Annotated in this window: 30 protein-coding genes; all 30 read right to left on the reverse strand. The window is 29.6% G+C overall.

The features are described from left to right. Nucleotides 1–48 precede the first annotated feature (48 nt). The 30 genes from HNR33_RS15625 to HNR33_RS15770 all read right to left on the reverse strand — a co-directional run bounded on the left by HNR33_RS15625 (nucleotide 49) and on the right by HNR33_RS15770 (nucleotide 25,670). Entirely contained in the window at nucleotides 49–1,014 is a 966-nt protein-coding gene (locus HNR33_RS15625; RefSeq protein WP_429085014.1) for a hypothetical protein, read from the reverse strand. A gap of 113 nt (nucleotides 1,015–1,127) precedes the next feature. Beyond that, nucleotides 1,128–1,979, reverse strand: a complete 852-nt coding sequence (locus HNR33_RS15630) for an SPL family radical SAM protein (protein ID WP_429085016.1) — start codon at nucleotides 1,977–1,979, stop codon at nucleotides 1,128–1,130. Next, complete coding sequence (locus HNR33_RS15635) at nucleotides 1,939–2,490, reverse strand: metal-dependent hydrolase (protein WP_429085018.1); 552 nt, start codon at nucleotides 2,488–2,490, stop codon at nucleotides 1,939–1,941. Before HNR33_RS15635 ends, HNR33_RS15630 begins: the two co-directional genes overlap by 41 nt. A 105-nt stretch (nucleotides 2,491–2,595) precedes the next feature. Further along, on the reverse strand, nucleotides 2,596–3,273 hold the full coding sequence (locus HNR33_RS15640; RefSeq protein ID WP_429085020.1) for a hypothetical protein: 678 nt from the start codon (nucleotides 3,271–3,273) through the stop codon (nucleotides 2,596–2,598). Between the two features lie 321 nt (nucleotides 3,274–3,594). Continuing rightward, entirely contained in the window at nucleotides 3,595–4,446 is an 852-nt protein-coding gene (bla, locus tag HNR33_RS15645; protein ID WP_429085022.1) for a subclass B1 metallo-beta-lactamase, read from the reverse strand. Nucleotides 4,447–4,561: 115 nt separating this feature from the next. Beyond that, entirely contained in the window at nucleotides 4,562–5,590 is a 1,029-nt protein-coding gene (locus tag HNR33_RS15650) for an alpha/beta fold hydrolase (RefSeq protein WP_429085024.1), read from the reverse strand. Between the two features lie 50 nt (nucleotides 5,591–5,640). Beyond that, on the reverse strand, nucleotides 5,641–6,999 hold the full coding sequence (locus HNR33_RS15655; protein WP_429085025.1) for an FtsW/RodA/SpoVE family cell cycle protein: 1,359 nt from the start codon (nucleotides 6,997–6,999) through the stop codon (nucleotides 5,641–5,643). After that, entirely contained in the window at nucleotides 6,992–7,333 is a 342-nt protein-coding gene (locus tag HNR33_RS15660; RefSeq protein ID WP_429085027.1) for a PadR family transcriptional regulator, read from the reverse strand. The genes HNR33_RS15655 and HNR33_RS15660 overlap by 8 nt, the downstream gene beginning before the upstream one ends. Nucleotides 7,334–7,528: 195 nt before the next feature. Further along, nucleotides 7,529–8,404, reverse strand: a complete 876-nt coding sequence (locus HNR33_RS15665) for a class I SAM-dependent methyltransferase (protein WP_429085029.1) — start codon at nucleotides 8,402–8,404, stop codon at nucleotides 7,529–7,531. A 151-nt stretch (nucleotides 8,405–8,555) separates the two neighbouring features. Continuing rightward, on the reverse strand, nucleotides 8,556–9,329 hold the full coding sequence (locus HNR33_RS15670) for a hypothetical protein (protein ID WP_429085031.1): 774 nt from the start codon (nucleotides 9,327–9,329) through the stop codon (nucleotides 8,556–8,558). Nucleotides 9,330–9,338: 9 nt separating this feature from the next. After that, a complete protein-coding gene (locus HNR33_RS15675; RefSeq protein ID WP_429085032.1) occupies nucleotides 9,339–10,355 on the reverse strand; it encodes a serine hydrolase domain-containing protein in 1,017 nt (338 codons plus the stop codon). A gap of 67 nt (nucleotides 10,356–10,422) precedes the next feature. After that, nucleotides 10,423–10,809, reverse strand: a complete 387-nt coding sequence (locus HNR33_RS15680; protein WP_429085033.1) for a VOC family protein — start codon at nucleotides 10,807–10,809, stop codon at nucleotides 10,423–10,425. Nucleotides 10,810–10,844: 35 nt separating this feature from the next. Continuing rightward, nucleotides 10,845–11,861 (reverse strand): hypothetical protein, encoded by a 1,017-nt coding sequence (locus HNR33_RS15685; RefSeq protein WP_429085035.1) that lies wholly within the window; start codon nucleotides 11,859–11,861, stop codon nucleotides 10,845–10,847. Between the two features lie 43 nt (nucleotides 11,862–11,904). Beyond that, nucleotides 11,905–12,120: a hypothetical protein gene (locus HNR33_RS15690; RefSeq protein WP_429085036.1), complete on the reverse strand. Its 216-nt coding sequence runs from the start codon at nucleotides 12,118–12,120 to the stop codon at nucleotides 11,905–11,907. Nucleotides 12,121–12,196: 76 nt separating this feature from the next. Continuing rightward, nucleotides 12,197–12,751 carry a DJ-1/PfpI family protein gene (locus tag HNR33_RS15695; protein WP_429085038.1) on the reverse strand — a complete coding sequence of 185 codons (555 nt, stop codon included), beginning with the start codon at nucleotides 12,749–12,751 and terminating at the stop codon, nucleotides 12,197–12,199. Nucleotides 12,752–12,823: 72 nt separating this feature from the next. Next, entirely contained in the window at nucleotides 12,824–13,450 is a 627-nt protein-coding gene (locus tag HNR33_RS15700) for a GyrI-like domain-containing protein (protein WP_429085040.1), read from the reverse strand. Between the two features lie 84 nt (nucleotides 13,451–13,534). Next, nucleotides 13,535–14,110 (reverse strand): DUF6144 family protein, encoded by a 576-nt coding sequence (locus HNR33_RS15705; RefSeq protein ID WP_429085042.1) that lies wholly within the window; start codon nucleotides 14,108–14,110, stop codon nucleotides 13,535–13,537. A 103-nt stretch (nucleotides 14,111–14,213) separates the two neighbouring features. Then, entirely contained in the window at nucleotides 14,214–14,945 is a 732-nt protein-coding gene (locus HNR33_RS15710; RefSeq protein WP_429085044.1) for a sugar phosphate isomerase/epimerase family protein, read from the reverse strand. Nucleotides 14,946–15,032: 87 nt separating this feature from the next. Further along, on the reverse strand, nucleotides 15,033–16,409 hold the full coding sequence (locus HNR33_RS15715) for a M1 family aminopeptidase (RefSeq protein ID WP_429085045.1): 1,377 nt from the start codon (nucleotides 16,407–16,409) through the stop codon (nucleotides 15,033–15,035). 279 nt (nucleotides 16,410–16,688) lie between these two features. Further along, nucleotides 16,689–17,363 (reverse strand): stalk domain-containing protein, encoded by a 675-nt coding sequence (locus tag HNR33_RS15720; protein WP_429085046.1) that lies wholly within the window; start codon nucleotides 17,361–17,363, stop codon nucleotides 16,689–16,691. A gap of 193 nt (nucleotides 17,364–17,556) precedes the next feature. Then, a complete protein-coding gene (locus tag HNR33_RS15725) occupies nucleotides 17,557–18,345 on the reverse strand; it encodes a PhzF family phenazine biosynthesis protein (protein WP_429085048.1) in 789 nt (262 codons plus the stop codon). 124 nt (nucleotides 18,346–18,469) lie between these two features. Then, nucleotides 18,470–18,703, reverse strand: a complete 234-nt coding sequence (locus HNR33_RS15730) for a hypothetical protein (protein WP_429085049.1) — start codon at nucleotides 18,701–18,703, stop codon at nucleotides 18,470–18,472. A 278-nt stretch (nucleotides 18,704–18,981) separates the two neighbouring features. Beyond that, entirely contained in the window at nucleotides 18,982–20,196 is a 1,215-nt protein-coding gene (locus HNR33_RS15735; RefSeq protein WP_429085050.1) for a patatin-like phospholipase family protein, read from the reverse strand. Between the two features lie 91 nt (nucleotides 20,197–20,287). Further along, nucleotides 20,288–20,731: a GNAT family N-acetyltransferase gene (locus HNR33_RS15740; protein WP_429085052.1), complete on the reverse strand. Its 444-nt coding sequence runs from the start codon at nucleotides 20,729–20,731 to the stop codon at nucleotides 20,288–20,290. Between the two features lie 110 nt (nucleotides 20,732–20,841). Then, the gene (locus HNR33_RS15745) at nucleotides 20,842–21,210 is read right to left on the reverse strand and encodes a YhfM domain-containing protein (RefSeq protein ID WP_429085054.1); all 369 of its coding nucleotides are present in this window, start codon (nucleotides 21,208–21,210) and stop codon (nucleotides 20,842–20,844) included. Between the two features lie 50 nt (nucleotides 21,211–21,260). After that, nucleotides 21,261–21,647, reverse strand: coding sequence for a hypothetical protein (locus HNR33_RS15750; RefSeq protein ID WP_429085056.1), 387 nt, complete (start codon nucleotides 21,645–21,647; stop codon nucleotides 21,261–21,263). Beyond that, complete coding sequence (locus HNR33_RS15755) at nucleotides 21,647–22,210, reverse strand: histidine phosphatase family protein (protein WP_429085058.1); 564 nt, start codon at nucleotides 22,208–22,210, stop codon at nucleotides 21,647–21,649. Before HNR33_RS15755 ends, HNR33_RS15750 begins: the two co-directional genes overlap by 1 nt. Before the next feature lie 284 nt (nucleotides 22,211–22,494). Next, nucleotides 22,495–23,397: a phosphoglycerate dehydrogenase gene (locus tag HNR33_RS15760; protein WP_429085060.1), complete on the reverse strand. Its 903-nt coding sequence runs from the start codon at nucleotides 23,395–23,397 to the stop codon at nucleotides 22,495–22,497. 266 nt (nucleotides 23,398–23,663) lie between these two features. After that, nucleotides 23,664–24,833: a stalk domain-containing protein gene (locus HNR33_RS15765; protein WP_429085062.1), complete on the reverse strand. Its 1,170-nt coding sequence runs from the start codon at nucleotides 24,831–24,833 to the stop codon at nucleotides 23,664–23,666. Nucleotides 24,834–25,094: 261 nt separating this feature from the next. Continuing rightward, on the reverse strand, nucleotides 25,095–25,670 hold the full coding sequence (locus HNR33_RS15770) for an HD domain-containing protein (protein ID WP_429085063.1): 576 nt from the start codon (nucleotides 25,668–25,670) through the stop codon (nucleotides 25,095–25,097). Between the last annotated feature and the right edge of the window lie 110 nt (nucleotides 25,671–25,780).

The following is a 25,780-nucleotide window of genomic DNA, read 5'->3' on the forward strand; positions in this document are numbered from 1 at the left end:
TTACTTTTCAATTCATTATTATATTAATCATCTTTTTTTATCTCTAAGTTAATAATTCCTAAAAATACTTAACACATAAATAGTTTGATCTATCTTTCTGTTAATACTACTTCTCCAATTGTCACTTAGCTTATATTTTGACAATGCTTTATCTAAATCCCATAGTCCTTTATCATCGCTAGAGTTTATTAACCATTGCAATTCATCTCTAAATTCATCATAGAAACCGTCAAAATTAGATAATAATTTCATGACAATAATCCAATCTGATAATTCGCCAACATTGTCAATTTGATTTGGTTTCTTTGATGGTGTACTGATCTTATAACAAATATTCTTTGGATTAGTATGTAACCAGTGCAGATAATACCTCTGTATTTCTTTAGGAATTTTATGTGTATTGTTTGAGTAAAGAGTTAGATTATAAGTAGAGTTAAGTCCAATATATCTATCATGAATGTCAACACCTAGCAGCTTTTCTCCTATAGAATTTGCTTTAGATTCGCTGTATTTCCCGTCTGAAAAACTCTCTGATAATATATGAATCCATTTTTCACAAATTTCTTTATAACGTTTATCACTTGAACCAAAAACTGATAGCTTTGATGATGCAAACAAGGGTGCTCCTGGTTTATACCATTTGTTATCTTCCCACGAATCAGGCCATAGAGATAAATCATTTAAAAGACTCTCCATATAATTACATACTCTATCTACTGAATTATCTCCTCTTTTTAATCCAAGATAATTTAAATAATTAACAGACTTTTCTGTAGTACTATATTTTTGTTTTATTTTTGAGTTCTGTGAATGAAATCTTCCCCAGCTTCCATCACTTCTTTGTTCATTAACAATATCCTTTACCCATTTACTTTCATTAACCTGCTGTCGCAGTTTCTTTATTTCTTTTGAATTTGTGTCCATATTTAAAATTTCAGTTAATATTTTATATTTACACACACTACTAGGTGAATATGTTAATATCTTTTCTGCCGTTTTTTTATAATTAAACATAGGACACCTTCTTTCCTATTTAATAAGAGCAAACCATACAAATTATAAGGCTTTTGACACCTTGGGTAAAAAATTAATAAAATACGTTGCTTTCATAATTTTAAAGTATTCTACTATCGTGGAAGAAACTTAGAATACTGATTGTTAACATTATATTTCTGCCTCATTTTTGAAAGGAATTGATGAATTCTACTTTTATAGATTTTATCTGCTCCACCTTTTGGATAAAGCTTGCAATAACGATCATAGTATTCTGAATAGTGTTCATTAATAAATGATAAATACCTCTTTTTTATTCCACATGTTAGATATAGCATACCAGTCAACATGTAGTCTACCTTTGCTTCTGATGCCCACTTCACCATAGATTCCAATGAATGTTCATCATCACATAAAAAAGGAAGTATAGGCATTAAATGAAAACCAGTATGTGCTTTTGTAGTCCCTACTTCACTCAATGCCTTCAGTCTATCAATAGGTAAGCTAGCCCCAGGCTCTACTTTTTTTGAAATATCATTATTTATAGAAGTAATACTTAAAGCAACATTTACATAAGTGTAGCTTGCTAACTCATCTATTAAATCTAAATCTCTTAAAATCAAGTCTGATTTCGTACTAATAATAATAGGATTCTTATATTTTATCATTATCTTCAATATGTCACGCATTATCTTATATTTTTTTTCTACACCTTGATAGCTATCACACACTCCTCCAATATTTATAATATCTTTATTCCAGTTAGGTGATGATAATGTTTTTTCTAGCTCGTCAGCTATATTGGTTTTAACAAATATTTCACTTTGAAAGCTATCTGAACCTAAATATTTATGGCTGCTTTCTGCATAACAGTATTTACACCCATTACTACATCCTCTATAAATATTTAAATCATATTTATATGGTAAGCCACGTCTCTTTAATTCATTTAAGGCTGACTTTGCTTCTATTTCCCTTATTTCCAATAAAATCGCCCTCTCTTTTAATATGTCGTAAATTTTTTCTTTTTAGAAATAATATTACTGCCCATATAACAATACTTATTTCAAATAAAAATGACCAATGAAGTACAAAAGATATGATCCAGTGCTGATAATTTGCAGGTATTTTAATAAATACAAATAATTTATTATTAATCGGATATAACCAATTGATTCCACCGGTTACAGTATCTAATGCTAAATGTATAAACCAATTGATTAAAAACAAATAGTAAATATTTATAGCTCTTTTATCCACTTTAAGCTTTTTCAGCACTATAACTAAAAAGCAACATATAAAAGCAAATAGTGGAATGTGTGGAAAATAAAAATGATGTAAACTGCTTTTATTATCTATCAGATAGAAATATAGTAAATCAAAGTCTGGCCATATGCTAAATAAAATACCATATTTAAAATAAGAAATGTTTTCTTTCTTAATTTTATTAAATAGTCTTAACACTACATATCCTGCTGGAGCATGAGCTATCAGCATTTCTTTACCTCCGTTCTTTATAATTAATAAAATTTATCTATTAACACTAATCTTACTGATTAAATTTTTTGCTACATTTAGTTAATTTACATTATATTTAGTGACTCATCTCAAACTCCTAAAGTAATCTTCACATCTACCTACCCATTTGACTTTATGCTCTTCATCACTTAATATACGGCTAGTTAGATCACTCACTTTCATAATGTTCTCAGCTTCACACCAATTAATAAATGAGTTATAAGTATCTGGGTTAGCATCATTATCCATATAAATATATACTTCTTTATAACCATTAATAACTGCTTGTACTAATCGAGTATGCCCATCTGTTGCCACATATTTATCGTTTGAATTGATTACAGGGATAACAACTTGATCTTCTGATTTTAACCAGCTTGAAACATTTGATAGCTTTTCTTCACTAATAGATAATTGAGAAGGACGAATGCTTTCAATAGAGATTTTCTTTACTTTAACAGGATTATCATTATAAATTTCTCCGTATGTACATGAAATCGTCTTAAGGAAAGGGTTCCAATACAAGATTTCATCAACAAATGCTATAATAGTCTCATCTTCATGCATATATTCTTTATTCATATAGGTATATAAATCAGCACTTTCAAGGGAATTAATAAACAGCTCACCTGTAGCTAAAACATTATCTTCATTATCAACAGCAATATAAAAATTATTACTTTGAAAAGCATTCTTGTCTCGACAGTACTCACGATATTCTTTTGTTGCTCTTTTGAATTTAAGTGAATTAGTATTGACCATAAATATTACTCCTTTTCTATATAAAGAATTCTTCTGTCAGTATTATAGATACTGATAAATTTCACAGTTCTAATAGTTGTTTTTTCCAGATATTAAAACAGTTAATTTTTTCTTGGATTTACAATAATATTATTCTATTTTTCTACACAATCTCCTTTTTATATTTTGTATATTTAGAAAAAACAAAACCACAAGACATATATAATAATGGCTTGTGGCATAATATATTGTTTCGTGTTTTACCTAAGTATTTTTAACTGTCGAATATCATAGTACGACTTATAGTAAAATATATATTTTAATTACATCAAAATATCATTACTATTTTTGCGTAAATAAATCTAATGTATGGTTCATCAAATTAGTCTTACCCCATTTCCCATGTCCAGGTATAACTATTTCAGTATTTTCGAATCTATTAATTACCTTTTTAACTGAATTTGGCCATTCCTTTAAGTTGGCATCTTCAGTATTTCCTAAATCTTCTGAGTCCAAGCTTTTTATCATACATCCTCCAAATAATATTTTCTTATTTGGAAAATAGACTACAATGTTATCAGGAGAATGCGATTCTCCAGGATAGTAAATATATATATCTTCTTTCCCAATTTTTATTTTCTTTTCAGATTGTAATTCAAATACATTTGTAGGCTTTACATATTCTAGATCTTGATAAACCTTATAATATCTTTTATCTTCAGTGCCCTTAAGCCATTGAAGAAATAGACTTCTTGCATTCTCTCCTCTTTCTTGAATTAGAGACACAGTTGAATCTGAACCATAAACTGATATATTGTTATCAATTAAACTTCTATTTCCCCCCAAATTATCGAAATGAAACCCTGTATTTATTGCGATTATTTCACGATCACCAATAGTGTTTTTTGACCATTCTAATAATTGTTTTGTAGCATCAGGTGTATATGGAGTATCTACTAAAACTAAACTTGAATCATCCATTTCGATTAATAGTGAATTTGCAGGCCATGGAAACTTATGTTCAATTACATATACTCCATCCTGTATTTTTTCTATATATAAGTCTTTACTAATTTCAAAATATCCATCAGTCTCAGTATTGTTTATCGAATTATCGGCTTTTTTAGAGCATGCTGAAGTATTTGAGGCCAAAAAAATAAGCATAAAAAATAAAATTATTTGCTTCTTTTTCATAAAATTATCCCCCGTTTCTTATAATAATTATTTTTTTCGCTAACAGATTAGTTATTTACAATAATTTCTGTCATATCCTGATATTATTTTTTTATTCTCTGTAGTAATGATGCCTCTATTCTCCATGAATCATTTCTATAATCTCTGCATTAATAACTTCGGGCTTAAACCAATGAACATAATGCTGTGAATCATCTACAATAATCTGCTCGCTTTTTGTAGACCATCTTAATAATCCCTTTTGAATATTTCTTGTAAATTTTGAATCATTATAGTAAGAAGAAGTAATAACCTTTAGAGAAATATCTCCTATATCCTTACTCTCAACTAGCTTCGATGCATCCATCCTTAACTCTTGAAGATGATTTTTGTTGTTAAGAGTTTTTATAATCATAGCCTCGTCAAGCTCTTTTAATTCGTTTGGAGCTAAAGAAAGATCATTTTTATAGCTTGTCAGTTTTGAAGAATATATACCTGTAGTTTTAAAGAGAATTCTTGTTATCCCTAGATTGTTTAATGCGTTAATTATGTTATTAAACATAGTACTTTTAACAGTTCCATACTTCAAAAAGTATTTTGATGGCCTTTTTTGAGTTACAGTATAATCAGGATTTGATCCATCGATAAGCATTACTCCAGCAACTTCATCACTATATAATTGTGCGAACCTCAAAACTTCATTTGCTCCGAAAGAATGTCCGACAAGAATATAAGGGCCCTTCTCTCCAGCTTTATTAAACAATTCATGTAATTCTCTTGTAATTGTATCAATATCTCTTTCTCCACTAGCTACCTCACTCCATCCATATCCTGGCCTTTCATATACTATAGCTCTAGTGTATTTTGATATTTCTTTCTGCAATGGATAATAGTCAACATATGGACTTGGTGTTTTCCATCCTGAAGTGAAAACAACTGTCGGTGTGTTATCTGCTATCCCTTCTCCATATATGTGCATCTTATGTCCATTTATCTCAATTAATCTCCCTACTGGTTGGAACCTATTGCTGTCCATAAACTCGCCAATCTTCTCATATATCAAACCACCAACCACCAAAATCAATAGTACTAAAACTATAACTTTTCTCTTTCCTCCTCTTTTCTTCTTACTATTATTAAAACATTTTGCACCAAAAAAATCCATATATTTTTTCCTCCTGAACATTCGCTGAATATAGAATTCAAACTCACTACTTATTCTCTAATATTGCTATTAATCAAAACTAAATCTTTCCTGCGATATATTCCGAGCAATAATCCGATTAGAGCCATATTAGTAACAAAGTTGGTTCCTCCATAGGAAATAAGAGGCAAAGTAATTCCTAATATAGGGAATAATCCAATGTTCATTAGTATATTTGCAATTATTTGTAGTGCAAATACTGTTACAATTGAGCTTGCAGCATATTTCCCATATGATGAATGAATTCTTCCAGTTGCAAGAAACATTCGTATAATTGTTAATGTAGCAATGAAAACTACTATTATTCCAGCAATCCAACCAAATACAGAAACAATATAGGTAAAAATAAACTCTGAATTCGCCATTGGAAGCACAAAAGCATCATCTATACCTTTATAGTTAAAATATAGGCCATCTCCTCTTCCAAATAGTTTTGCCCCAGATAATATTTTTTGTACAGTGATATATACATATCCACTTGACGTAGGATCACTCTCAGGGTTAAAAAAAGCTTTTATTCTGCATAAATGATAACCACCTGTCATTATCATCAAGAATAGGTTTAAAAAAATCCCCCCTATAACACCACCGTATATCCATAATAGAAAGTTATTTCTTTTCCCTTTAAAGTCTTTGCTCATGATAGATATTGTAAGCATAACTAAAAAACCACATCCAAGTAGCATGGCATTTGCAAAAGATGGTCGAGTTAGGCACATAAATACGGCTGCTGCTGCCAAAGCAAGTAGTTTTAACATATCTTTTATATCACCAGTTACCCATTTGTTTAAAAGACCTGAAAATGATATAAGGAAAAAGGGCAATACTATGGATATGGATGTAAATCTAAATGGACCGATCACGAATTGCGGAAGACCGTTAACATAGCTTGGTGACCATTGTCGAGACACAAATAAGAAAGCAAGAGTAATCACAAAAATATGTAACGAATACTTTTCAATCTTTGTATAGTCAAAGAAATAGCACATAATGCAAACACCAATTCCTATTAAGGTGTATATTAAATATGACTTAAAAAATTGCTCAATCGGAGTTGAAAAAGCACTATCACTTGCAATAGAAAATAAGACACCTGCACCTACTAAAACCATCATGCCAATCAGCATAATAATTGACCATTCTGGTTTTGGTCTATGAGTTTTATGAAATTCTCTTCCAATTTCAATGGGATTTCCCATACGTTGCACTGCTTTTTTTATCGCATCATCCTCTGTCATTCCGCTATCTATGTATTCACCTGTAATTTCATCTATATGTTCTCTCAATTCTCTTGAAATATCCTGATGAATCTTTTTGTATTTTATTTGGCTACATACCGTTTCTAAAAATTCAGAAGTATACTTATTCATGGCAAGCACCTCCTTTTATGACCTTGTTAACAGCTTCGCTATAGGTGTGCCACTCATTTTGCTTCTCAATTAACAGCTTGTGACCATCTTTGGTTATGCTGTAATATTTTCGCTTTCGAGCTGACTCAGTATCCTCCCAATACGCCTCAATCATTCCTTGACTCTCTAAAGTATGTAAGATTGGATAAAGAGTTCCTTCTTTAAGAGTAAACGTATTATCTGATCGCTGTTCTAATTCCTTAATCATTTGATATCCATACATGTCATTTGTGCTTAGTAAATTAAGAATTAACATTGTAGTACTTCCTTTAATAAGCTCCTTACTGATTTTCAATCCTATACCTCCTATATCTATGTATCGTATATCTATATATTATTATTTGTAATATGCTCTGTCAAGTATAATGTGAAAAAATATCAGCCTTGCATCTCAGGTAAAGAAATTAAGCAACAAAATAGAGCCTCAATCAATAATTTATATTGATTCGGCTCTTATCTTCGTGGTTTTAAGATATAATTTGGATAAAACTTATCTTTTTCTAACTAACAATCCCATTACTTCTGTTGTAGCTTCATATGGCTTTCCTGTTAAATCACTGTATATACTAATTACTTCAAAACCATATTGTTCAAGTAATGCAGTTATATCTTCAGTAGTATAGCATTGTTCCCATAAGTTATAAACCTTGCTGTCTCCACTATCTTCAATGATTATATGCTGCTTTAAAGAAATTTCTTCGTCTTCATAGTAATTTTTGTCTACTAGCTCAATATATGAATTTTCACTCCAAAATCCGCCTTTATCATGTATTTTCCAGTCTTTATATATAGAAGTCAATTCTTTGTTGTTTGTTGTCCATACATCAAAAATAAAATACCCGCCTTTTTTTAAAGCATCATGTACTTTTTTTAGTAATACTCCTCTACTTTCATTTGATAGCACACCAAAATCACAATATATCATTAATGCTGCATTAAATTCATCTTTATAATACATATCTAAATAATCCTCATAAATGTATCTTATTGATTGATTATTCCTAATTGCTTCTTCCTTTGCATATTCAATAGACCTTTTTGAATAATCGATTCCTGTCAAATCCAAACCCAAGTCAGCTAAAATAGATGCATATAGACCTGGACCACACCCTAAATCTAATATTTTAGTATTATCTATTGTACCTATTTTTGAACTAATCCATTTACATGTCTCCGCTATAGTCTCTCGCTTTCTACTTGCTGCATCTAATGTAGGATTTAAATGTGCATCAAGCATTTGTTTCGAAATATATTCATCATCCCAAAATTCTTCTTGACTTTTATTCTGCTCAAACAAATTCTTTGGTTTTTTAGCAATGTTAATAGGCTCACTAATTTTAATCCTATTGTTCTCTATTATATTCACAATACTACACCTCTTAATTTCTTAAAAAACATATTTTTTCTATTTTTCTTCTTATTATAAAATTATGTTATTTCGTTAAATAATTCAATTATACTATAACTAAATATTACGCATGATTAGGTATTCTAATTGATGATAAATTATTAGTATTCTATAGTTTTGCTACAAGAAGTCTTGACTGAGGAATCATTCCCGCACTTTGTAAGGTTTTTTTAGAGTTATGATTGTAATACCAACAGCCTGCGATAGGAATTATGCCCTCTTGATAGCAAATCTCTTTTAATCGAATTAGTGTATTCCTACCTATGCCGCATTGTCTTTTTTCTGAAACTGTATACATTCCTATGCTTGCTACATTTCTATATATCTGACTTTTTTCAATTATCCCAAAAGACATGATTTCTTCATCTTTATATCCAATATATATTTGCTTTTTTTGTACTTGCTCAACAACATCATCAAAAAAATCTCCTGTCTTATCTTTTATAAGCTTAATGTCTTGTTGTACTGCTAGCCTACAAGTAAAATTATTTAATATATTGTCATCAGAAATTTCAGCTTTTATATCTTTAAAAAAGTAAGCTTGAGGTTCTATTTTACGTGAATAATCAATTATGTGTGTCAGAAAAAATTCATCTGCTGTTGAAACAAATGCTCTCTGAATCTCTTCATATCTTCTAATTTTATCGAATATTTCTTGAGAACAATATCTAAAGCTTTTATCTAAGTAGTACTGAGTTAATAAACTTTTATCGAATATGGAAAAGTATCCTATTTGTTCTGAACCGTTAAGAATTTCGTAATGTTCAGATTTTAAAATGTGATCTTCTAAAAAAGAATCAAAGTACGATACTTGATTATTAATACTAGTTATCATCTTCTCTTTTATTTTTTCAAAGCTACTTTTGGTAATGTTTATATTCATATTGACACCTCATTTTTTGTTAAATATCTCATATAATTCGTTAGTTATTTTCTTTCTTTCATCCCACGTACATTGAGATGAGTTAGATAGTATAATTACAGTAAACTCTTTATCTAGATAACGAGTTATTACACTTCTAAAGCCTGCATCCAGTCCAGTATGCCAAACCTTCTTATTTCCCGTTTCATAATCTTCTATACTCCAACCAAACCCATATTTTTCTTCTCCTTCTCCTGTTCCATTGGTAAAAGCTAACGCTATGCTTTCTCTGCTTACTAACTTATCTGTATAAAGCACCTGATCCCATATGTAAAGGTCTTCAATAGTTGCAAAGATTCCTCCGTCTCCTACTGTTAATGCCTCTACATAATCACAATAGTAGTTATTATTTTCCTTTCTGTAGCCATAAGCTCTATTCTTTACTATTGGCTGCATTTCATCAAATACCATAGCATCTTTCATTCCTATTCTATTAAATATATTTTCTTCAATAAATTGTGAATATGATAGTCCTGATAGATTCTCTATTAACAAAGAAAGTAATACCCAATTGGAATTAGAATAATCAAATTTACTGCCAGGTTCAAACAACAAGCTTTTTTGATTAATTAATAGACTATATACATCTTTATTAGTTACATTAACAACTGACTTACCTATCCTTTCAATAATTCTATAATAGTTTTCAATACCTGAGGTGTTATTTAAAAGATGACGTACTGTCACACCTTGGCAATAAGATAGCTCAGACAGATAATCAGTTAACATTTTTTCATACCCTAAAATGCCTTTTTCAACTAACATCATAATTGCCATTGCAGTAAATTGTTTACTAATAGAAGCTAGATTAAATACTGTACTCAGTGTAATAGGTATATCATATTCTAGATTAGCCAAACCAAACTGTTTACTAAATACAATATTTCCACTTTTTATGGCCATTATTGAAATGCCAGGGACTTTCCCACGATATCTTTGACTAATACTATCAATAATATCAGCGCTAATTTTGTAATTTGATTTCATTTCTTAACTCCTTATTCTGTTTATATGAGTATTTTGTAGAAGTCATATCATATTAAAAGACTGTAGATTACTTTAATTCTGCAAAGAGTTCATGTATGTTCCCATCAGGGTCTGAAAATAGTGCGGTTCTTTGATCCCAAGGCATATCTTGCGGTTCATGAATAGGTATTCCACCTTTTGATATTATTTCTTTATATGTTGTATCAACGGCTTCTGGACTTTCACATGAAAAAGCCAGTTCAAAAGACTGTCCAATACTTTGTTTTTTATATTCTTTACTATAGTCATACATAACCGTTCTCATACAAATGGCAAATCTAACACCTTCGTTTTCAAATTCAATATATTCACCAAGGTCATTAATTATTTTAAAGCCTATAACTTCATTATAAAATTTTTTCATTTTAACTACATCATCTGTCCAAATTGTAATCAAACTGATTCTTGCTTCCACTCTATTTCCTCCCTTTACTTCACATTATTATAATATTAAAGCTCTGAATAATATAATATTAATAAACTTCTAAACGTCAAATCACATATGCGTCTGTTTTGTGATCTCCAATCTTTTTCTAATGCTAATCCAATATATGTGCCCCATTTTGTAAAATAATAATGATTCATTTTCTTTTTGAATAGCCCATTATTTTCTTTTAGATTCTTAGAAAGAAAATTAACCTGCTCTTTTAGTTCTTTAATATGATTTACTACTCCTAGTCTTGATAATAACTCCATTCTATGAAACCACATCATCCAGTCTTTATCTTCAAAAGTATCAATACACGGATTAAAATTATGCATACAAAATGAAGCCGGTGCAACTAGCTGATTTCTCTCTAAAACGAGTATATCAGGAATTGGTGATAGCCTTACTAATTGTCTTATTGAATCTACAATAATTTTATAATTTTCATCATTTCTCCATTCTTTCGTAAAAGCAAGAAGTCTAAGGTCATATATACTCGGCCATTTCACATTATCCTTAAAAACTAATTTGTTTTTATACTGCTCTGCAATATCCTCTATTTTATCCACAGTAAGTACGAACTTGAACTTGTCTAATGAACATTCAATTTCGCTTTTAATAAATGTCCTATTTTCTAAGCCAGCATAACTAAGGGAGGTAGCTCGAATTAATTGTGAGCCCCCAAATCCTTTTTTATCTAATATTTTACCGACATTAGACAGGCATCCTTTATCAAATATTTCTTCTCTTCTTTCTAACTCATTAATCATTCTTAGAATTGAAGATTGGTTGTGTAAAACACCTTTCTCAAAGAATAATCTGATGGCTGTTTCAACCCCTTTTTCACTATGAAAGTCTTCATCTATCCATCCATCAGTATTTTGCTTTTCTAAAAATTCCTTAACAAGCCTATCCTCTAAAATTTGATTTTGTAGATATTCTTCTTCATATAAACTTATTTCATTTAGAACTTCCTTTTTTACTCTATACTTTATGGATGGACAAGCATTTTCCAGTAAGAACTCTACTATTTGATTCATATACTTCTCCTTTCAGATTTTTTGAAGACTTAGCTCCTACATATCATTCTTTATTTTTAGTTATAGTATTTTCCATTCTTTTTATGGTTTCGTCTATGGTTTTCACTTTATTTTCTAAAGTCACTATTTTCTTAGGCAATTTAATAAGAATGAAAATAATATAAAAAAATAGTACAAATACACCCACTAGAGCCAAAGTGCCTATTCCTTGCATCATTAGTGTTCGCAAATTAGGAATAACTTTAATATCAACATTCATACTAACTCCTCCTATTGATATTCTAATACACCTAAGTAATCTAAATTGTCAGTTGATCCCATTTAATTTAACAATATTATATCTTATTAAAATATTTGAAGTATCTAATTGTCTCCTCTAAATCTTCTTCATTTTCATATATATCCATTACCTTACCTATTTCAATAGCAAAGTCTACATATCCACTTGCTTTTGCAGTTATTATATTATCATCAACTACAACATTTTCATCTAAGTAAGTACATCCTTGGAATTCTTTAAACTCTTCTATTGGTAGTGTAGTTGTATATTTTTTACCTTTTAAAACTGTTGATTTTGCTAGATGAATAGGTGCAGCACATATAGCACCAATAGCCTTATTTTGATTATTTAATTTAATAAGTAACTCATGCAAGTCTACGTTTTCTAATAGCTTCCCCGGTTCCCCACCAGGAATAATAAAAATGTCTACTTCGTTAACATCTACCTCTCCAATAGTAATATGCGGTACAGTAATAAATCCCTCTGCAGAGGTAACTCTACTTTCATCTACTCCAACAGTTATTATTTCTCCTTTAGTTTTCAAAAAATAGCTTGCCAGTATAACTTCAAATTGAACAAAGCCTTCGTATATAAGTATATAAGATCTCATACTTTACCTCCTCAAAGATTTTTATATTTATTTTCTTTAGATTTTTCATTTTATGTTAAACATAAATTATGCTCATATTCTTGGATTAACCATATATCTCAGAATAGTTTTTAATTTTGCTGGTTCAACTTTTCTTGCATCAGAAAGATATATTTCTCTATGCTGTAAAGAAGCTCTTTCAAGATTATTATTTATTAGAAATTCTTCCATTACTTCAAAACTTTGTGGTTCATTATCACATGAGCCTACATGAAGCATTTGCACAGACAAGCCATCTTCGATTGTACCAAATGTCACATCATCTAGTAATGGATGTGGCTTCTTTTTCCTTACACTTTCGAACGCTTTGTCTACTACTTCTTTTGTTACAAAATCTGGTTGTCTAATCATGATAATATATATCAACTCGTCTTTATTTAATGTTTCAAATTTCTTTCCTTCTTCTGTTAAATCCCATATTCCTTCTAACGGATATACTGTATATTCAAAATATCCTTCTGGAACATATCCTTGTTTTGGCATCATTCTAATAGCATAAGCTAATGAATAAAGAACACCTATCTTTTCTGAAAATTGTTTATCATTTGGATTTCCTTTTCCTTTTATCATAAAAAATTTTTGTTTCGGGACCGTTATAAGTTCAGGATTTTGTTTTGGCATATATAAATTCTTTTCTTTCTTTTTCCATTCATGCTTCATCTGTTATTCCCCTTTATTTTGTATTATATAAATAATTCTTGATTACATAGTTTGCCGACTTCATCAATATAGAACTCAAAGAATCTATATACAATCCTTGGCAGGACACAGCATCACTTTAAAAATACAATCTTGTCCTCCACTTGCCACTGTTTCTTGAATTTCTGCTTCAACAATTTTGTCACAAATAAGACTATACATTTTTATTACATGACCATTGCAGCATTCACACCATGTTTTTGATACAGGCTCATATTTATCTAATTTTCTAAACATTCCACATACACATTTGTTCCAACCAAATGAAACAGTTAGCAAATCTCCATCTTTCTTTACATATCCTGGTGAAAGTAGCTTCGAGTATTTTACACAAAATTCATCAAGACTTCCACTTTTTTCTTTCAACTCATTAATCTCTTGAATCTGTTTTTTTGTTAAATTACATGTATGTTTTCGCCTAATCTTAACGATAGTGTCTTTTTCAAGCAATTCATCCATTCTGTCCATAACTATTTTCCCTAATTTCGCTTGTTCATCTGCAGGCATTTCAGACGATTTATCTGGAAGTGTGGAGTATTCAGGAAATATCTTAACTGCCATATCTTCCCCTAATTCTTCCTTTATACTTAGAAATATTTGATAGAATTTAAATATTGCCACAAATATCACCCCATAACTTTTTAATCAATAATATCAAATCTAAGATGACAACAGTGTGTCATATTTATTATTCATACTAATTAAAAATTAAAAACTAAAAAATTTAGTCGTTTTCAATTATCCTTTGTATTATATCTTTAGATTTGATAATCTCTTCATCCGCGTCAACTACTTCAAATATAATTTTTCCATCATATCCTTTTAAATATTTTTGAAAAATTAGCTTGAAATCAAGTTCACCTTGTCCTATTGAAAGATGCTCATGTTCTACACTAAAACGCTTATCTGCTATATGTAAACACTTAGGAAATTTTACTTCAATGATTTTCTGCAGGTGACTATAGTCATCAATATGAGCAATATCAAGAAGAAGCTCGACATCGGGGTTTCTATCAAATACTAATTTTAAATCATCTGGTGTGTAATTTATTTTATTAATAACACTATTATTCTCAATATATAGTGTTATACTGTTCATTTTAAGCAATTGATTTGTTTTATAAATGTTTTCTGCAAGTATATATATAGCTTCTGAATTTACTGGAAGGGTTTCACATATAGGATGTATGATAACCTCATTATGGTTTAGGTATTTTAATAATCTGATCAATTCACTATTATATTTATCAAAATCATTAATATCATAAAGTGCATGAATTATTGTTGGAAATCTAGAATTTAATATACATCTTTCTTTTGGAGATAACACTTGATCAAGTACTATCTCTCCTTTCTTAAACCAAATCTGCATAAATTCAAATTTATTTAATTCTGAGAACTCTATCTCATCGTTATAATCATTAAACCATCTTACACTTCTTCCGTATTGTATCATTAACATAAACCTTCCTTTTCATTTTTTTATATAGTTAGAAAATTGCGAAATATGATTATAAAGTAACTGTCTTAAGTTATCGAAACTTTATTGAATGCTTTCTATAATATCAGATATACTAACTCCCTCACATAAAAATTTTGATGATTCAACACCATATATCCATTGACTAAAAAACTTTTTCAAATCAACACTGGAACCTTCTTGAACTATCTCTTCAAAATCTTTAAAGTCCACTTCTTCGTGTTTAAACTTATTTAGGAAATTTCTTATGGTTTTATGGAATTTTTCATCTCCTAATATTTCATTGAGCACATATAAAACCCAAGGACCCTTTGTATAGCTATTGTGACCCATCTCAAACTTGCCATAATCACATATAGGAGTATCATAATTAGTCTTTTCTATCTCTACGCTCCTAATAAAATTTATCCTATACAATTCCATCTTCTCTTTGTAAGCTTTATCTCCAAAGAATTCTTTTATTGCAAGTGCTTCGAAATAACAAGCAAAAGCTTCGTCAAAAAATCTTGTTCTTTGTACGCTATACTTTGCTTTGACATTCCAAGCATGTCCAATTTCATGGTACAAATGAGTCAAGCTTTTGCTATCATCAATAAATCCATGCTCTTCCATCATTATATAACTATCTCCAGCTTGCGAACCATAGCCTTCTTTTGTTTCTATGACAGTAAAATATTTGTCTTCTGGATAATTTCCTAATACATTTGCAAAAAAATTTATAGCTCTTTTAATTTCGTTTTTTATGATATTTTCAGCATTGGCTTTATGCTCAGGAAATACAAATATTTTCAAATTTATATTTTTATCCTCCACTATAGAATATTGAGCAATCGCAATATCAAATCTCCATGTAGGTAAGCTAACTATGTATTTAAAAATTTTCCGCTTATCAGCGTGTATGATTTCTTCCAATACACCTCCACAGCCTACTACATAATCCTTTGGTACATCAATGAAAAGGTTATACGTAAAACTATTACTAAAGCTTTTTAATATGCTTTCATTGCATGGTTCAGCTATCATAGGATATGCATGGCAATCAGGTCTAATAATAGAAAACTCCTTATTAATTTTATCTTGAACATAGAACATTATGTCTGAATAACCATTAATGCTACCCTCGTACTCAATATAAAGATTAATCTGATCTTTTTGTTTTAAAGTATTGTTCAGATTAACGGCAATATAGTTTACATAGTAATTCTCTTCGTCTGCAAGCGGTAAACTTTCTTGTGAAAAGCATAAGTTTCTGTTGTTTTCATGTTTTATATTTTTTACCTTGAGCTGATGATATAATAGGATCGGTATTTCACAGAAATCTTTATTTGAATCATTTTTTATAGTAAGCGTCCCCTTCACATTGAAGGTGCTACACTCGATTTCAATATAAAAAAGCAAATTATAATGTGCAATCCTTAATAAGTTACTTATGCTTTTCACATTTATTCCTCCTCTTCATATAAATAAGTTAAACATAATCTCCAACACTTCTTTTATATCATCTTTAGTACAGGGTAAGCTATTTTAAACATAATGTTTTCAACTCATTTTGCTCAATTTATAATAAAAATCAAAACATAAAATTGATAAATCATTTTGATACTCTTCATTATTCGAAGCTACTTTTCTATAAATCATATTTAGCAGCTCAGTAATACTTTTCGAAGAAAGCATTGCTTATAATCAGCTTCTTTAATATAAATTTTTAAGTAATATAAGCTATTTATTTGCTTTTAACGAAGCTATGTGAGTTAGATAAAATTTGTAATCAATAAACTCTATACCTTGGTATATTACTGTGGGAATATTTTGTTTAACGATCTGGTTATTTAGTATTTCATGAAGGTACAAATCATTTCTAAATTGAAACTCTTTAGATATTGGTTCGTCACGTTTAAATTGGTAAACCTTATTATGTGATGCAATAGCTTGAAATACATATGCTTCTTGAATATATTTTGTACCATCTACATCCAGGAATAATGCACTAGTTTCCTTATCTTTAGTAAAAATAAGCTCCTTATCATTTACAGATATTTTTTTGCCAATTAGTTCTTCTAAATTAATATCTATTATTCCGTTGTTAATATTTATTTCATTATTGATTTTTCCTATTTCAGTGCCAATTCTATTAATTTCAATTTGATTAAGCTGGCTATTCCAATGAATATTCATACCGCTAATGTCGCAAAACTTCTTCAATGGGATATAAGTATTTCCATCCTTTATCAATATAGGCAATTTGTCATCCTTATACTCTTCTCCATCGATAACAATATTAAAATTTGCTCTTTGTAAAGTGTATTCTTCTACTGAAGCAATAACAGCTGGCATATTTAAGATAATAATAGCGCTAATAAAACCGCATACAAAAATTTTTAATTTATTTAACATTATACTCCCTCCATTTTTTCTTGCAGACACTGGCTACATTTAATTTTATATATTTAATATAAATAAAGATCAGGTTCTTGATAAACCAGCGTTATATTATCTCCTAAATCAATATATTTTTCAAAACTGTTCATTTTTGTGTTCATCATAATACTCCCTTTTCTCAGAAAATAATCAAAAAATATTTGCAATTCTATATTTGTATTGTTCCATTTAATATTGTCTTGGATTTTCCTTGAAGTATCACTCTATTACCATTTAAACTACATTTTACATATCCTGTTCGTCTTGAAGCTTGGAATCCTAAAACTTCTTCTTTGCTTAATTTCTCTATCCAATATGGAGCCAAATAACAATGTGCTGAACCAGTAACTGGATCTTCATCTACTCCTATTGCTGGTGCAAAAAATCTTGATATAAAGTCATAATTCATGTTATTGACCTTGCTTGTTACTATTACTTCATCTTTTTTTGCTCTTTTGAGTATATTAAAGTCAGGCTTTAAATTGATTATTTCTTCTTCATCTTCAAATTCAAGCAAATATACAATATCATCTTCATAGATTTTTATAGGTGATACGGCAAATGCATCAAGTAAATATTTGTCTCCCTCTGACTCCTTTAATTCTCCTTTTGGCAAATCTAGCTCTATCCATTCATTTCTCTTTCTTGCTATTAGAACTCCGCTTAATGTATTAAATAAAATTGCTATATTCTCTTCAACCATCTTGTTCTCCCACAATATATGAGCGCTAGCTAATGTAGCATGTCCGCATAACGGCACCTCTGTTTCAGGAGTAAACCATCTTAGATTGAACTCATTACTTGAAACTTGTTTTACAAATGCTGTTTCCGACAAGTTCATTTCCATAGCAAGATTTTGTAAAACTAAATCATCATACTCTTTTTCTAAAATACAGACCGCTGCTGGATTTCCTTTAAATTGAATATCTGAAAATGCATCAACTTGGTAAATATCCATTTTAATCCTCCTAAAATATATTTTGATCCAGTATTAAAATTCATTGTTATTTTTAGAGATAATTATATGCATGATTTAAATCAAACTAGAACATCTATCATCTTTTCTTGAAGATTCCTATATCTCATTTATTAAGCTTTTCATTTCCTCGTTTGAAATTACCTGTTATTTTGGCCATAATCAATTGAGACTCTTGGAATTCTGCCCCAGTTATTCTAGCAAGAAACTTCTCGCTTTCTTTTCCTTTTAATATCTTTACTTGCTTTCCATACCAAAACAGAAATACTTTATTATCTTTTGAAACCCTGTATGAAAAAACTTCTTCTTTAAATTTCTCTTGTGTGTCACTATTGTCCACTTATAGGCCTCCTCTATTCTCTAAATTAGAAAAAGTTTATAATCATTTTTTGATATAAGATATTGAAAATAATAAAAAACGTATCATATATATGTTCTATATTTAAAATTTTTTTCCTTTATTTGTTATAATTTTCATTTTGCTTTTAAAACTCTTATTTTAAAAGCCGAGAATATTGAACCGCTCCCTGTTAAGAAGACAGTAGAAAAATAAAAAGTTGGAACTGTCAACCATAAGGGGAGCATATCATATTCTCGGCTTATCTACTACAATAAAAGTTATATTTTCTTATTAATATCTCTAAATAATTCAATTACTATTTCATCTATTATCTCCTGTTTTGCTGTCATTGACAGAAGCTCATTTTGCTTTATAAATCTAGGTATATTTCTTTTAGGTTTAATTTTATCCGAAGGATACTTATAATGAACTTCAGATATAAAGTCTTCAAAACTATGTATCTTAAACCTCTCTATATTACAATGCTTAGCTGCTTCTTCACATAATCTTATCACAATGTCTTCATAACTACAGTCCTTATCAAGGCTTAATAAATCTATAAGTCTTGGAATTATTAACTCGAACATCATTCTTCTATATGAGATGTTTTCAATACCTAATATCTTGCCGATATTCAAAATCTTTTCTTCCCCAAAAGCTAATAGATAATTCATGAAATAATCTTCATCATCCTTGGGATTGAAATAAAACTTAAGTCCTTTAAGTCCTTTAAACGCTCTTAAAGTATCATAATATCCCATTTTAAGATTTTTTCTTGCATTTCTATTACTGAAATCAAGAGTTTTACATAGTTTTTCAGATGGAGATATATATGTAATATTAAGATTGTCTTCATTAACCTTTCTTATCCTACCTAAAGCATACAGTCTTATAGCAATAATATCTTTATATCCTTTCTTCTGTAATAGCTTTATAGGAAGATTATCATAGAACCCACCGTCAAGATACAGCTTTCCATCCATTTTTTCAAGCTTAAAAGCTGGGTGATATGCACTTGCCATTATATAGTCTATTAACTTCCCTTCAGGTATGTCTTCTAGATATAACTCCATGGGTTTTTTATCAGTTAATGATACTGTTACTATCCCAAAGTCGATTTGTGATTCTCTTAATTTTCCTTCATCTACATTATCTTTTATTAGTGCTCTAATATATTTTGTATCAAAGCCGCCATTGGTAACTATTGTCTTTGCTTTCTTAACAATACTAGAAATATCTTGCTTTTTTAAATCCATTTCTAGTATTTTTTCGATATGCTTTTCGTCAATATCTAGTATTCTCGAAGGATTCATGTTATACCATACTTCATATGCTCTATCAATATCACCCTGTGCTATCATAGCTCCATTGATAGCTCCAACTGATGTACCTGCTACACCTTTTATTTCAATACCTAAATCTTTTAAAGCTTTATATGCCCCAATTTGATATGAACCCTTTGCTCCACCGCCTTCTAATACAAGACCATACATATTATCACGTCCCTTAGTAAATATATGTTGAACTACTCCTAAGTAGTATATTCTCAAAACTCTGTTATCTCAAACTAAGTGTTCAATTTTGCTACTTTTGCTGCATATATAAGGTATTTGGATAAAATCCCAGTTTCTTGTAAAACCATATTGTAGAATCATTCTCCTGAGACACTGTTACCCCTATTACTTTACATTTTTTTTCACGCATCCATTCTATGTGCTTTGTTACAAGCTTTTTTCCAATTCCCTGTCCTCTTTTGGTTTCATCCACATGTACTGACTCAACCTCTCCCTTATTATCAATTATCGTCGAAATGCAATATCCAATGTACTCATTCTCGTTTTTGGCTACAGTTATTTTTATTGTGTCTTCATTCAACCTACTAAATGCTTTGGTTCTCTGATCAAAATTTATTGAATGATACAAGTCTTTGAAGTATTCTGAACTTTTTTCATGATACTGTCTATTCTTTTCCCAAAGGTCCCTGATAGCTTCAATTTCTTCATAAGAAATATCTAGTATCTGAATCATAATTACCTTACCCCCTAAACTAACATTTTTCTCTTTATTTGCTGATACATGTATTTTATATCTTTAATAGAGTATTTTCCATTTTAATATCTATACGCTAGAAATAAAAGTTAATGATTTTTAAGTCCTAAATATATTTTGATCCAATTTGTGCTTTCTTCGTTCATTTTATACATCTGATTATTATTCTTTTTCTTAGTATAAAATACATATTCTTTATCTTCAGAAATCCATAAGTAAAAAGTCTTTTTTCGGCCACTCTTATATTCAACTGTAATATAGAAACTTGGATCTTCTATGTTAGAAATCTCTTCAACTTTTTTTGTTTCATTAAATGAATCTACTAATAACTGTATTATATCATCATGTGTTGCTGTTCTATAAGAGGTAATTTCATAGTCATCAGGTTTATAAAAAACAATTCTATGAATATCCATGAAATTAATCTTCCATTGATTAAATACTAAAACTGCTATCAATAAAAACTAATAGTGATAGTAATCTTTTCATAGAATTCACCTATTAATACTTAATATGATATTGAGTACTTTTCAGTATCATAATTAATTTGCTGTTCAGCTATTTTAGCTAACCACAAGTCTAATTGAGACTTTAAAAAATAATATTCATCATCAACTTTAAAGTATGGTAGTCCATAATCTACGTTTATATTGGGTATGCTTTTTTGAATAACTATAATACTTTTTAACTTTTCATCAGATATTTTTAAGTAAACAGCGGCTTCTTCAAAAGAAAGAATATTGTGATTTTCATTAGTTAATTCTTCAGTTTTAAGCTGAGTTTCAGAAAAATTCCTATCTTCCCCTAAATAAATAAAAGTTCCTAGTATTGTAAAACCTAAAATTATTGATATTCCAATAATCGATGAAGATATGAGATATCTCTTACTGTTCATTATAATATTTCAACCTCCTCCACACATTGAAAATCCAAATTATTAAATTTAAAAAGAAGCATATATGGCATTTTATCAACAATATTCCAGAAATCACCATACCCAAAATTAGGATTATAATAGTTTATAATTGTACTTAACGCAGTCCCATGAGTTCCTATGACAACATTCTTTCCTAGGTTATTATTTATAACCTCACAAAGTGCAGATATATTACGTTTTTGTACTTCTCTTAATGATTCTCCATTTTGAATCTTAAAGTCAAAGTTCTCCCACTGTCTTGATGAAAAGTCTTTAAAATCCTCTACCCATTCTCCAACCTTACGTTCACGAAAATCTTCGTTAATTATGATTTCTAATTTGCTATTGTCTGCAAAATCTTTTATAGTATCAAAAGATCTTTTGTATGGACTCGAATAAATTGCATTAATATTTCTATTCATTAACACATTTGTAATTTTCTTAGTATCTGCTGCTCCTTTTTTTGATAAAGGACGTATTAAATCATCTTTGATTGAAATGTCAGGTTCAGCATGACGCACAAAATATATATTTGTTTTCATTTTTTGCCCCCTCTAATAATGCTTTATTATTTTGCAACATATGTCTTGTTCATTTATTAACTATAAAATTTATGGTAATAAACTTCTTAATTCTATATACCCTAAACATTTCCTTCTATTTTCTTAATATCTTAATGTATAAATATTTGATTTATACTGATATTCATAAGACATTACTTCTTGCAAAAATATAAGTGAGTCATCAAACTGTATATAACCAGTCAATTACTCACTTAATCGTATATTTAATATAGCTTGAAAATTCGTCTAGCTTCACAATTATCTTAATATCCTTTCTCAAGGTTTACTATATTCATTAAACCTTCACCTGATATATATCTTTTAAGATTTTCATAAATCATATCAAATCGTCTTTCATTTCTCATCTCAGATACCCATGAGTTATGTGGTGTAATTATTACATTTTCCATATCCCACAGAGGATTAGCTTCATCCATTGGTTCTTTCTCGAATACATCTAATGCTGCACCCCCTACTTTACCATCTTTAAGGCTCTCAATCATTGATTTTTCATCTATTATACTCCCCCTTGCTATGTTTACTATATAAACTCCATCTTTCATCTCCAAAAATAGTTCTTTATTAATTAAATGATGTGTTTGGTCAGTATATGGGATAGATACTATTATTACATCACAAAGCTTTACCATATCTTTTAGACTGTCTATGTTATAGCATTTATTAAAGTACTCAACGTCTGTTCCCTTAGTATTTACACCTAATATATTTACACCAAAGCCCTTGAGTCTCTTTGCTGCTTCTACTGCTATAGTTCCAGTACCAATAAATCCAACTGTTTTTCCATAAATCTCTAATAAGGAAGTATCTATCTTCCACTTTTTTTGTTCTTGTTTTTGATAAAATGCTTTGCTATTCTTAAACATTTCTAGTATTTTTAAAACAATCCACTCCCCTATAGGTATGCTGTATCCTCCTTTATTGTTCGTTAATATTATATCTCTTTCTTTTACAACCTCTAGTGGAACTTGATCTATTCCTATGCTGGTTAACTGTATCCATTTAAGGCTTGTGAACTTAGATATGTTTAAAGTATTAAATGGATTGTAGCATAGTAATATATCTATGTCTTTCAGTTCTTCAGTAAAGTATAATTCTCTTTCATCCTTCATTATTATTTCATATCCTAGTGCTTTTATTTTTCCCATATTTTCTGTACCGTAATTATACGTAAATAAAGCTTTAATAATAATCTCTCCCCTCATGTAATCTAATAATCATATGGATCAATAATATTCTTAGAACATTTGATAATAGATCTACACTAACCTAGTATATTCATTTATTTTACCTATACCCCAAAATATAGTTTACTATTATACAAAACTATGTAATTTATACAAAAAATAAAAATGGTGTCAAAGCCTCTGACACCATTTGATTAATATTAAATCAAGAAAACAAAATACAATAGTTACTCTTCTACATATCCAGTTGTAGTGTCAATACCTACTGTCTTTGTTGCATTATCCCAAGTTACACCTATATTGAAAGCCTTTGCTATATCTCTTAGCTTGAAATAATTATTTCCATCGATATTATATGCTGTTAGTTGTACTTCTACACCATCTTTATATATTTTAGCAGTATTTAATACTCCATTTTTTGCTTCTCCATCACCTTCGCTCATCTCTCCACCTACTGCTGTGTAAGCTTTGTTTGAGATTAAGTTAATTGCTTTCTTTTCGTTGTCCCATTCTACTTCAAACTGTTTTTCAGATCCATTTACTACCGTTGCTAAGTCTCTTAGTTTAAAATAGTTATTTCCATTAATGTTGTAAGCATCAAATGATTTTTCAACACCATTAACCATTACCTTTGATGCCATTGGTGCTGCTGTTACAGTAGCAGGTTCTGTTGCTTCTGTTATTTCAGTTGTTTCAGTTGGTTCAGTTGGTTCAGTTGGTTCAGTTGGTTCAGTTGGTTCAGTTGGTTCAGTTGGTTCTGTTGCTTCTGTTATTTCAGTTGTTTCTGTTGGCTGCGAATTCGTATCCTTAACTTTAATAAAAGCTTGAGCAGATCCTTCTTGTGCTTCAAATCTAAAAACTACGTAATAATCACCTGGTTCAGTTAAAGTTACACTACATCCAGGTAGATAATGTGGAAAATCAACAGTGTAATTTTTAAGTTCTGACATATCAACGGTTTTATCTACATATTTTGCATATCCATATTCATCTACAGCACCTGATTCATCAGGTACAGAAATTTCTACTTGTCCTGATCCTGGAAGCTCTTCTCCATAGTTAAATTCGTATGTAGTCTCATCTTTTTTTGTCAATTTGTATACATCAAAGATAACTCCTCCTTCAGCTAATAAAGTAATCTTTGAAGAAGGTTCTACTATAAGTCCCTCATCAATGCTTTCATCAATTTTTTTTACATCAAATGTGTCTACTACATTAGAAACTGAAAAATGTGCAGGTAATTTAGCTATTTCTTCTTCAGATAAAGATTCCCAATTTCCTCTATAACCTTTAACTTCTACCGTTTTACCTTCTGCTGCAAATGCTGTTGCTCCCATTGCTAAAAGCATTGCCAAGATCATAAATACTGCCGTACCCTTTTTAAATAATGTTTTCATGTTCAATTCTCCTTTTTTTATTTTTGTGATAGTGATATATCACTATGTGCTATGCCGCTATGTGTTATATTTTATATAAACAAACCCTTTCTTGTCAATATTTGATTATCTATGTAAAATTTACTTAAGCCTTATTATAAATATAATTAGAAAAAACTTCAAATCTTATAAGATTTGAAGTTTTTCTGATTCACATTTAATTTTTTTAATCTTATTTGAATCAATCTCCTATATTTTCTATGATTTTTGAAATTGCTACATTCAAAAGTCCCTTTGACACATTGAGTCATATATCTCTTTTGCTTCATTTAATTTAGGTAATCGTGGCTTGTATCGTTGTTGTGAATGAGCTAATAAGTCTGCTTTTTGAAAACAGAAAAGATATGGCATAAGCTCATCTCCTATCAGGTTAATAGCGTCTTTAACTCCTTCCACTGTGGAAATAATATCGTAGTCATGATATTTAATAAGTGTACAAATTTTATTTATGAAGTCTTTTTCATATCCAAGTCTTGTTAAAATTAGGTTTGCAATTATTACACTTGCTTCCTCATGCCCCTTAAAACTATCAATGCTATCAATAACAGTTTTTCTATAAGGTTTTCCTATATCATGTAAAAGCGCTGTTATTTTCAAAATTAAATTACAGTCTACCTTGTTTACTGTTTCTAATATGTGATCAAATACATTGTAAATATGAGCAGGCATATTTTGTTCACAGTCAGTACAAATAATAAGCTCTGGAATAATTCTAAGAACTTCATCCTTACAATCCTTTATGTCCTTGCATGATAAAAGCATAAAGTTTAAATCTTCTCTATCTACTGAATATGGCATTCTATCTCCCCTTTTAGTGAATTATTGCCTTATATAATTCGTTTTCGTTCGGTCTACTTTACCCTGTAAATCAGGTGAAAATTGAGAAATTCAATTCCCTTTACAATTCT

It is taken from the genome of Brassicibacter mesophilus, from assembly GCF_050433385.1.
Taxonomy (GTDB): domain Bacteria; phylum Bacillota; class Clostridia; order Tissierellales; family Proteiniboraceae; genus Brassicibacter; species Brassicibacter mesophilus.

Excerpts from the sequence above, each read along its gene's own strand:
- HNR33_RS15625 (WP_429085014.1), bottom strand. The coding sequence starts at position 1,014 with ATGTTTAATTATAAAAAAACGGCAGAAAAGATATTAACATATTCACCT.
- HNR33_RS15770 (WP_429085063.1), bottom strand. The coding sequence starts at position 25,670 with ATGCCATATTCAGTAGATAGAGAAGATTTAAACTTTATGCTTTTATCA.
- HNR33_RS15765 (WP_429085062.1), bottom strand. The coding sequence starts at position 24,833 with ATGAAAACATTATTTAAAAAGGGTACGGCAGTATTTATGATCTTGGCA.
- HNR33_RS15640 (WP_429085020.1), bottom strand. The coding sequence starts at position 3,273 with ATGGTCAATACTAATTCACTTAAATTCAAAAGAGCAACAAAAGAATAT.
- HNR33_RS15650 (WP_429085024.1), bottom strand. The coding sequence starts at position 5,590 with ATGGATTTTTTTGGTGCAAAATGTTTTAATAATAGTAAGAAGAAAAGA.
- HNR33_RS15720 (WP_429085046.1), bottom strand. The coding sequence starts at position 17,363 with ATGTTAAATAAATTAAAAATTTTTGTATGCGGTTTTATTAGCGCTATT.
- HNR33_RS15750 (WP_429085056.1), bottom strand. The coding sequence starts at position 21,647 with ATGAACAGTAAGAGATATCTCATATCTTCATCGATTATTGGAATATCA.
- bla (WP_429085022.1), bottom strand. The coding sequence starts at position 4,446 with ATGAAAAAGAAGCAAATAATTTTATTTTTTATGCTTATTTTTTTGGCC.
- HNR33_RS15725 (WP_429085048.1), bottom strand. The coding sequence starts at position 18,345 with ATGGATATTTACCAAGTTGATGCATTTTCAGATATTCAATTTAAAGGA.
- HNR33_RS15710 (WP_429085044.1), bottom strand. The coding sequence starts at position 14,945 with ATGATACAATACGGAAGAAGTGTAAGATGGTTTAATGATTATAACGAT.
- HNR33_RS15655 (WP_429085025.1), bottom strand. The coding sequence starts at position 6,999 with ATGAATAAGTATACTTCTGAATTTTTAGAAACGGTATGTAGCCAAATA.
- HNR33_RS15760 (WP_429085060.1), bottom strand. The coding sequence starts at position 23,397 with ATGGGAAAAATAAAAGCACTAGGATATGAAATAATAATGAAGGATGAA.
- HNR33_RS15635 (WP_429085018.1), bottom strand. The coding sequence starts at position 2,490 with ATGCTGATAGCTCATGCTCCAGCAGGATATGTAGTGTTAAGACTATTT.
- HNR33_RS15740 (WP_429085052.1), bottom strand. The coding sequence starts at position 20,731 with ATGATTCAGATACTAGATATTTCTTATGAAGAAATTGAAGCTATCAGG.
- HNR33_RS15690 (WP_429085036.1), bottom strand. The coding sequence starts at position 12,120 with ATGAATGTTGATATTAAAGTTATTCCTAATTTGCGAACACTAATGATG.
- HNR33_RS15735 (WP_429085050.1), bottom strand. The coding sequence starts at position 20,196 with ATGTATGGTCTTGTATTAGAAGGCGGTGGAGCAAAGGGTTCATATCAA.
- HNR33_RS15700 (WP_429085040.1), bottom strand. The coding sequence starts at position 13,450 with ATGAAGCATGAATGGAAAAAGAAAGAAAAGAATTTATATATGCCAAAA.
- HNR33_RS15675 (WP_429085032.1), bottom strand. The coding sequence starts at position 10,355 with ATGAAATCAAATTACAAAATTAGCGCTGATATTATTGATAGTATTAGT.
- HNR33_RS15755 (WP_429085058.1), bottom strand. The coding sequence starts at position 22,210 with ATGAAAACAAATATATATTTTGTGCGTCATGCTGAACCTGACATTTCA.
- HNR33_RS15685 (WP_429085035.1), bottom strand. The coding sequence starts at position 11,861 with ATGAATCAAATAGTAGAGTTCTTACTGGAAAATGCTTGTCCATCCATA.
- HNR33_RS15695 (WP_429085038.1), bottom strand. The coding sequence starts at position 12,751 with ATGAGATCTTATATACTTATATACGAAGGCTTTGTTCAATTTGAAGTT.
- HNR33_RS15670 (WP_429085031.1), bottom strand. The coding sequence starts at position 9,329 with ATGAATATAAACATTACCAAAAGTAGCTTTGAAAAAATAAAAGAGAAG.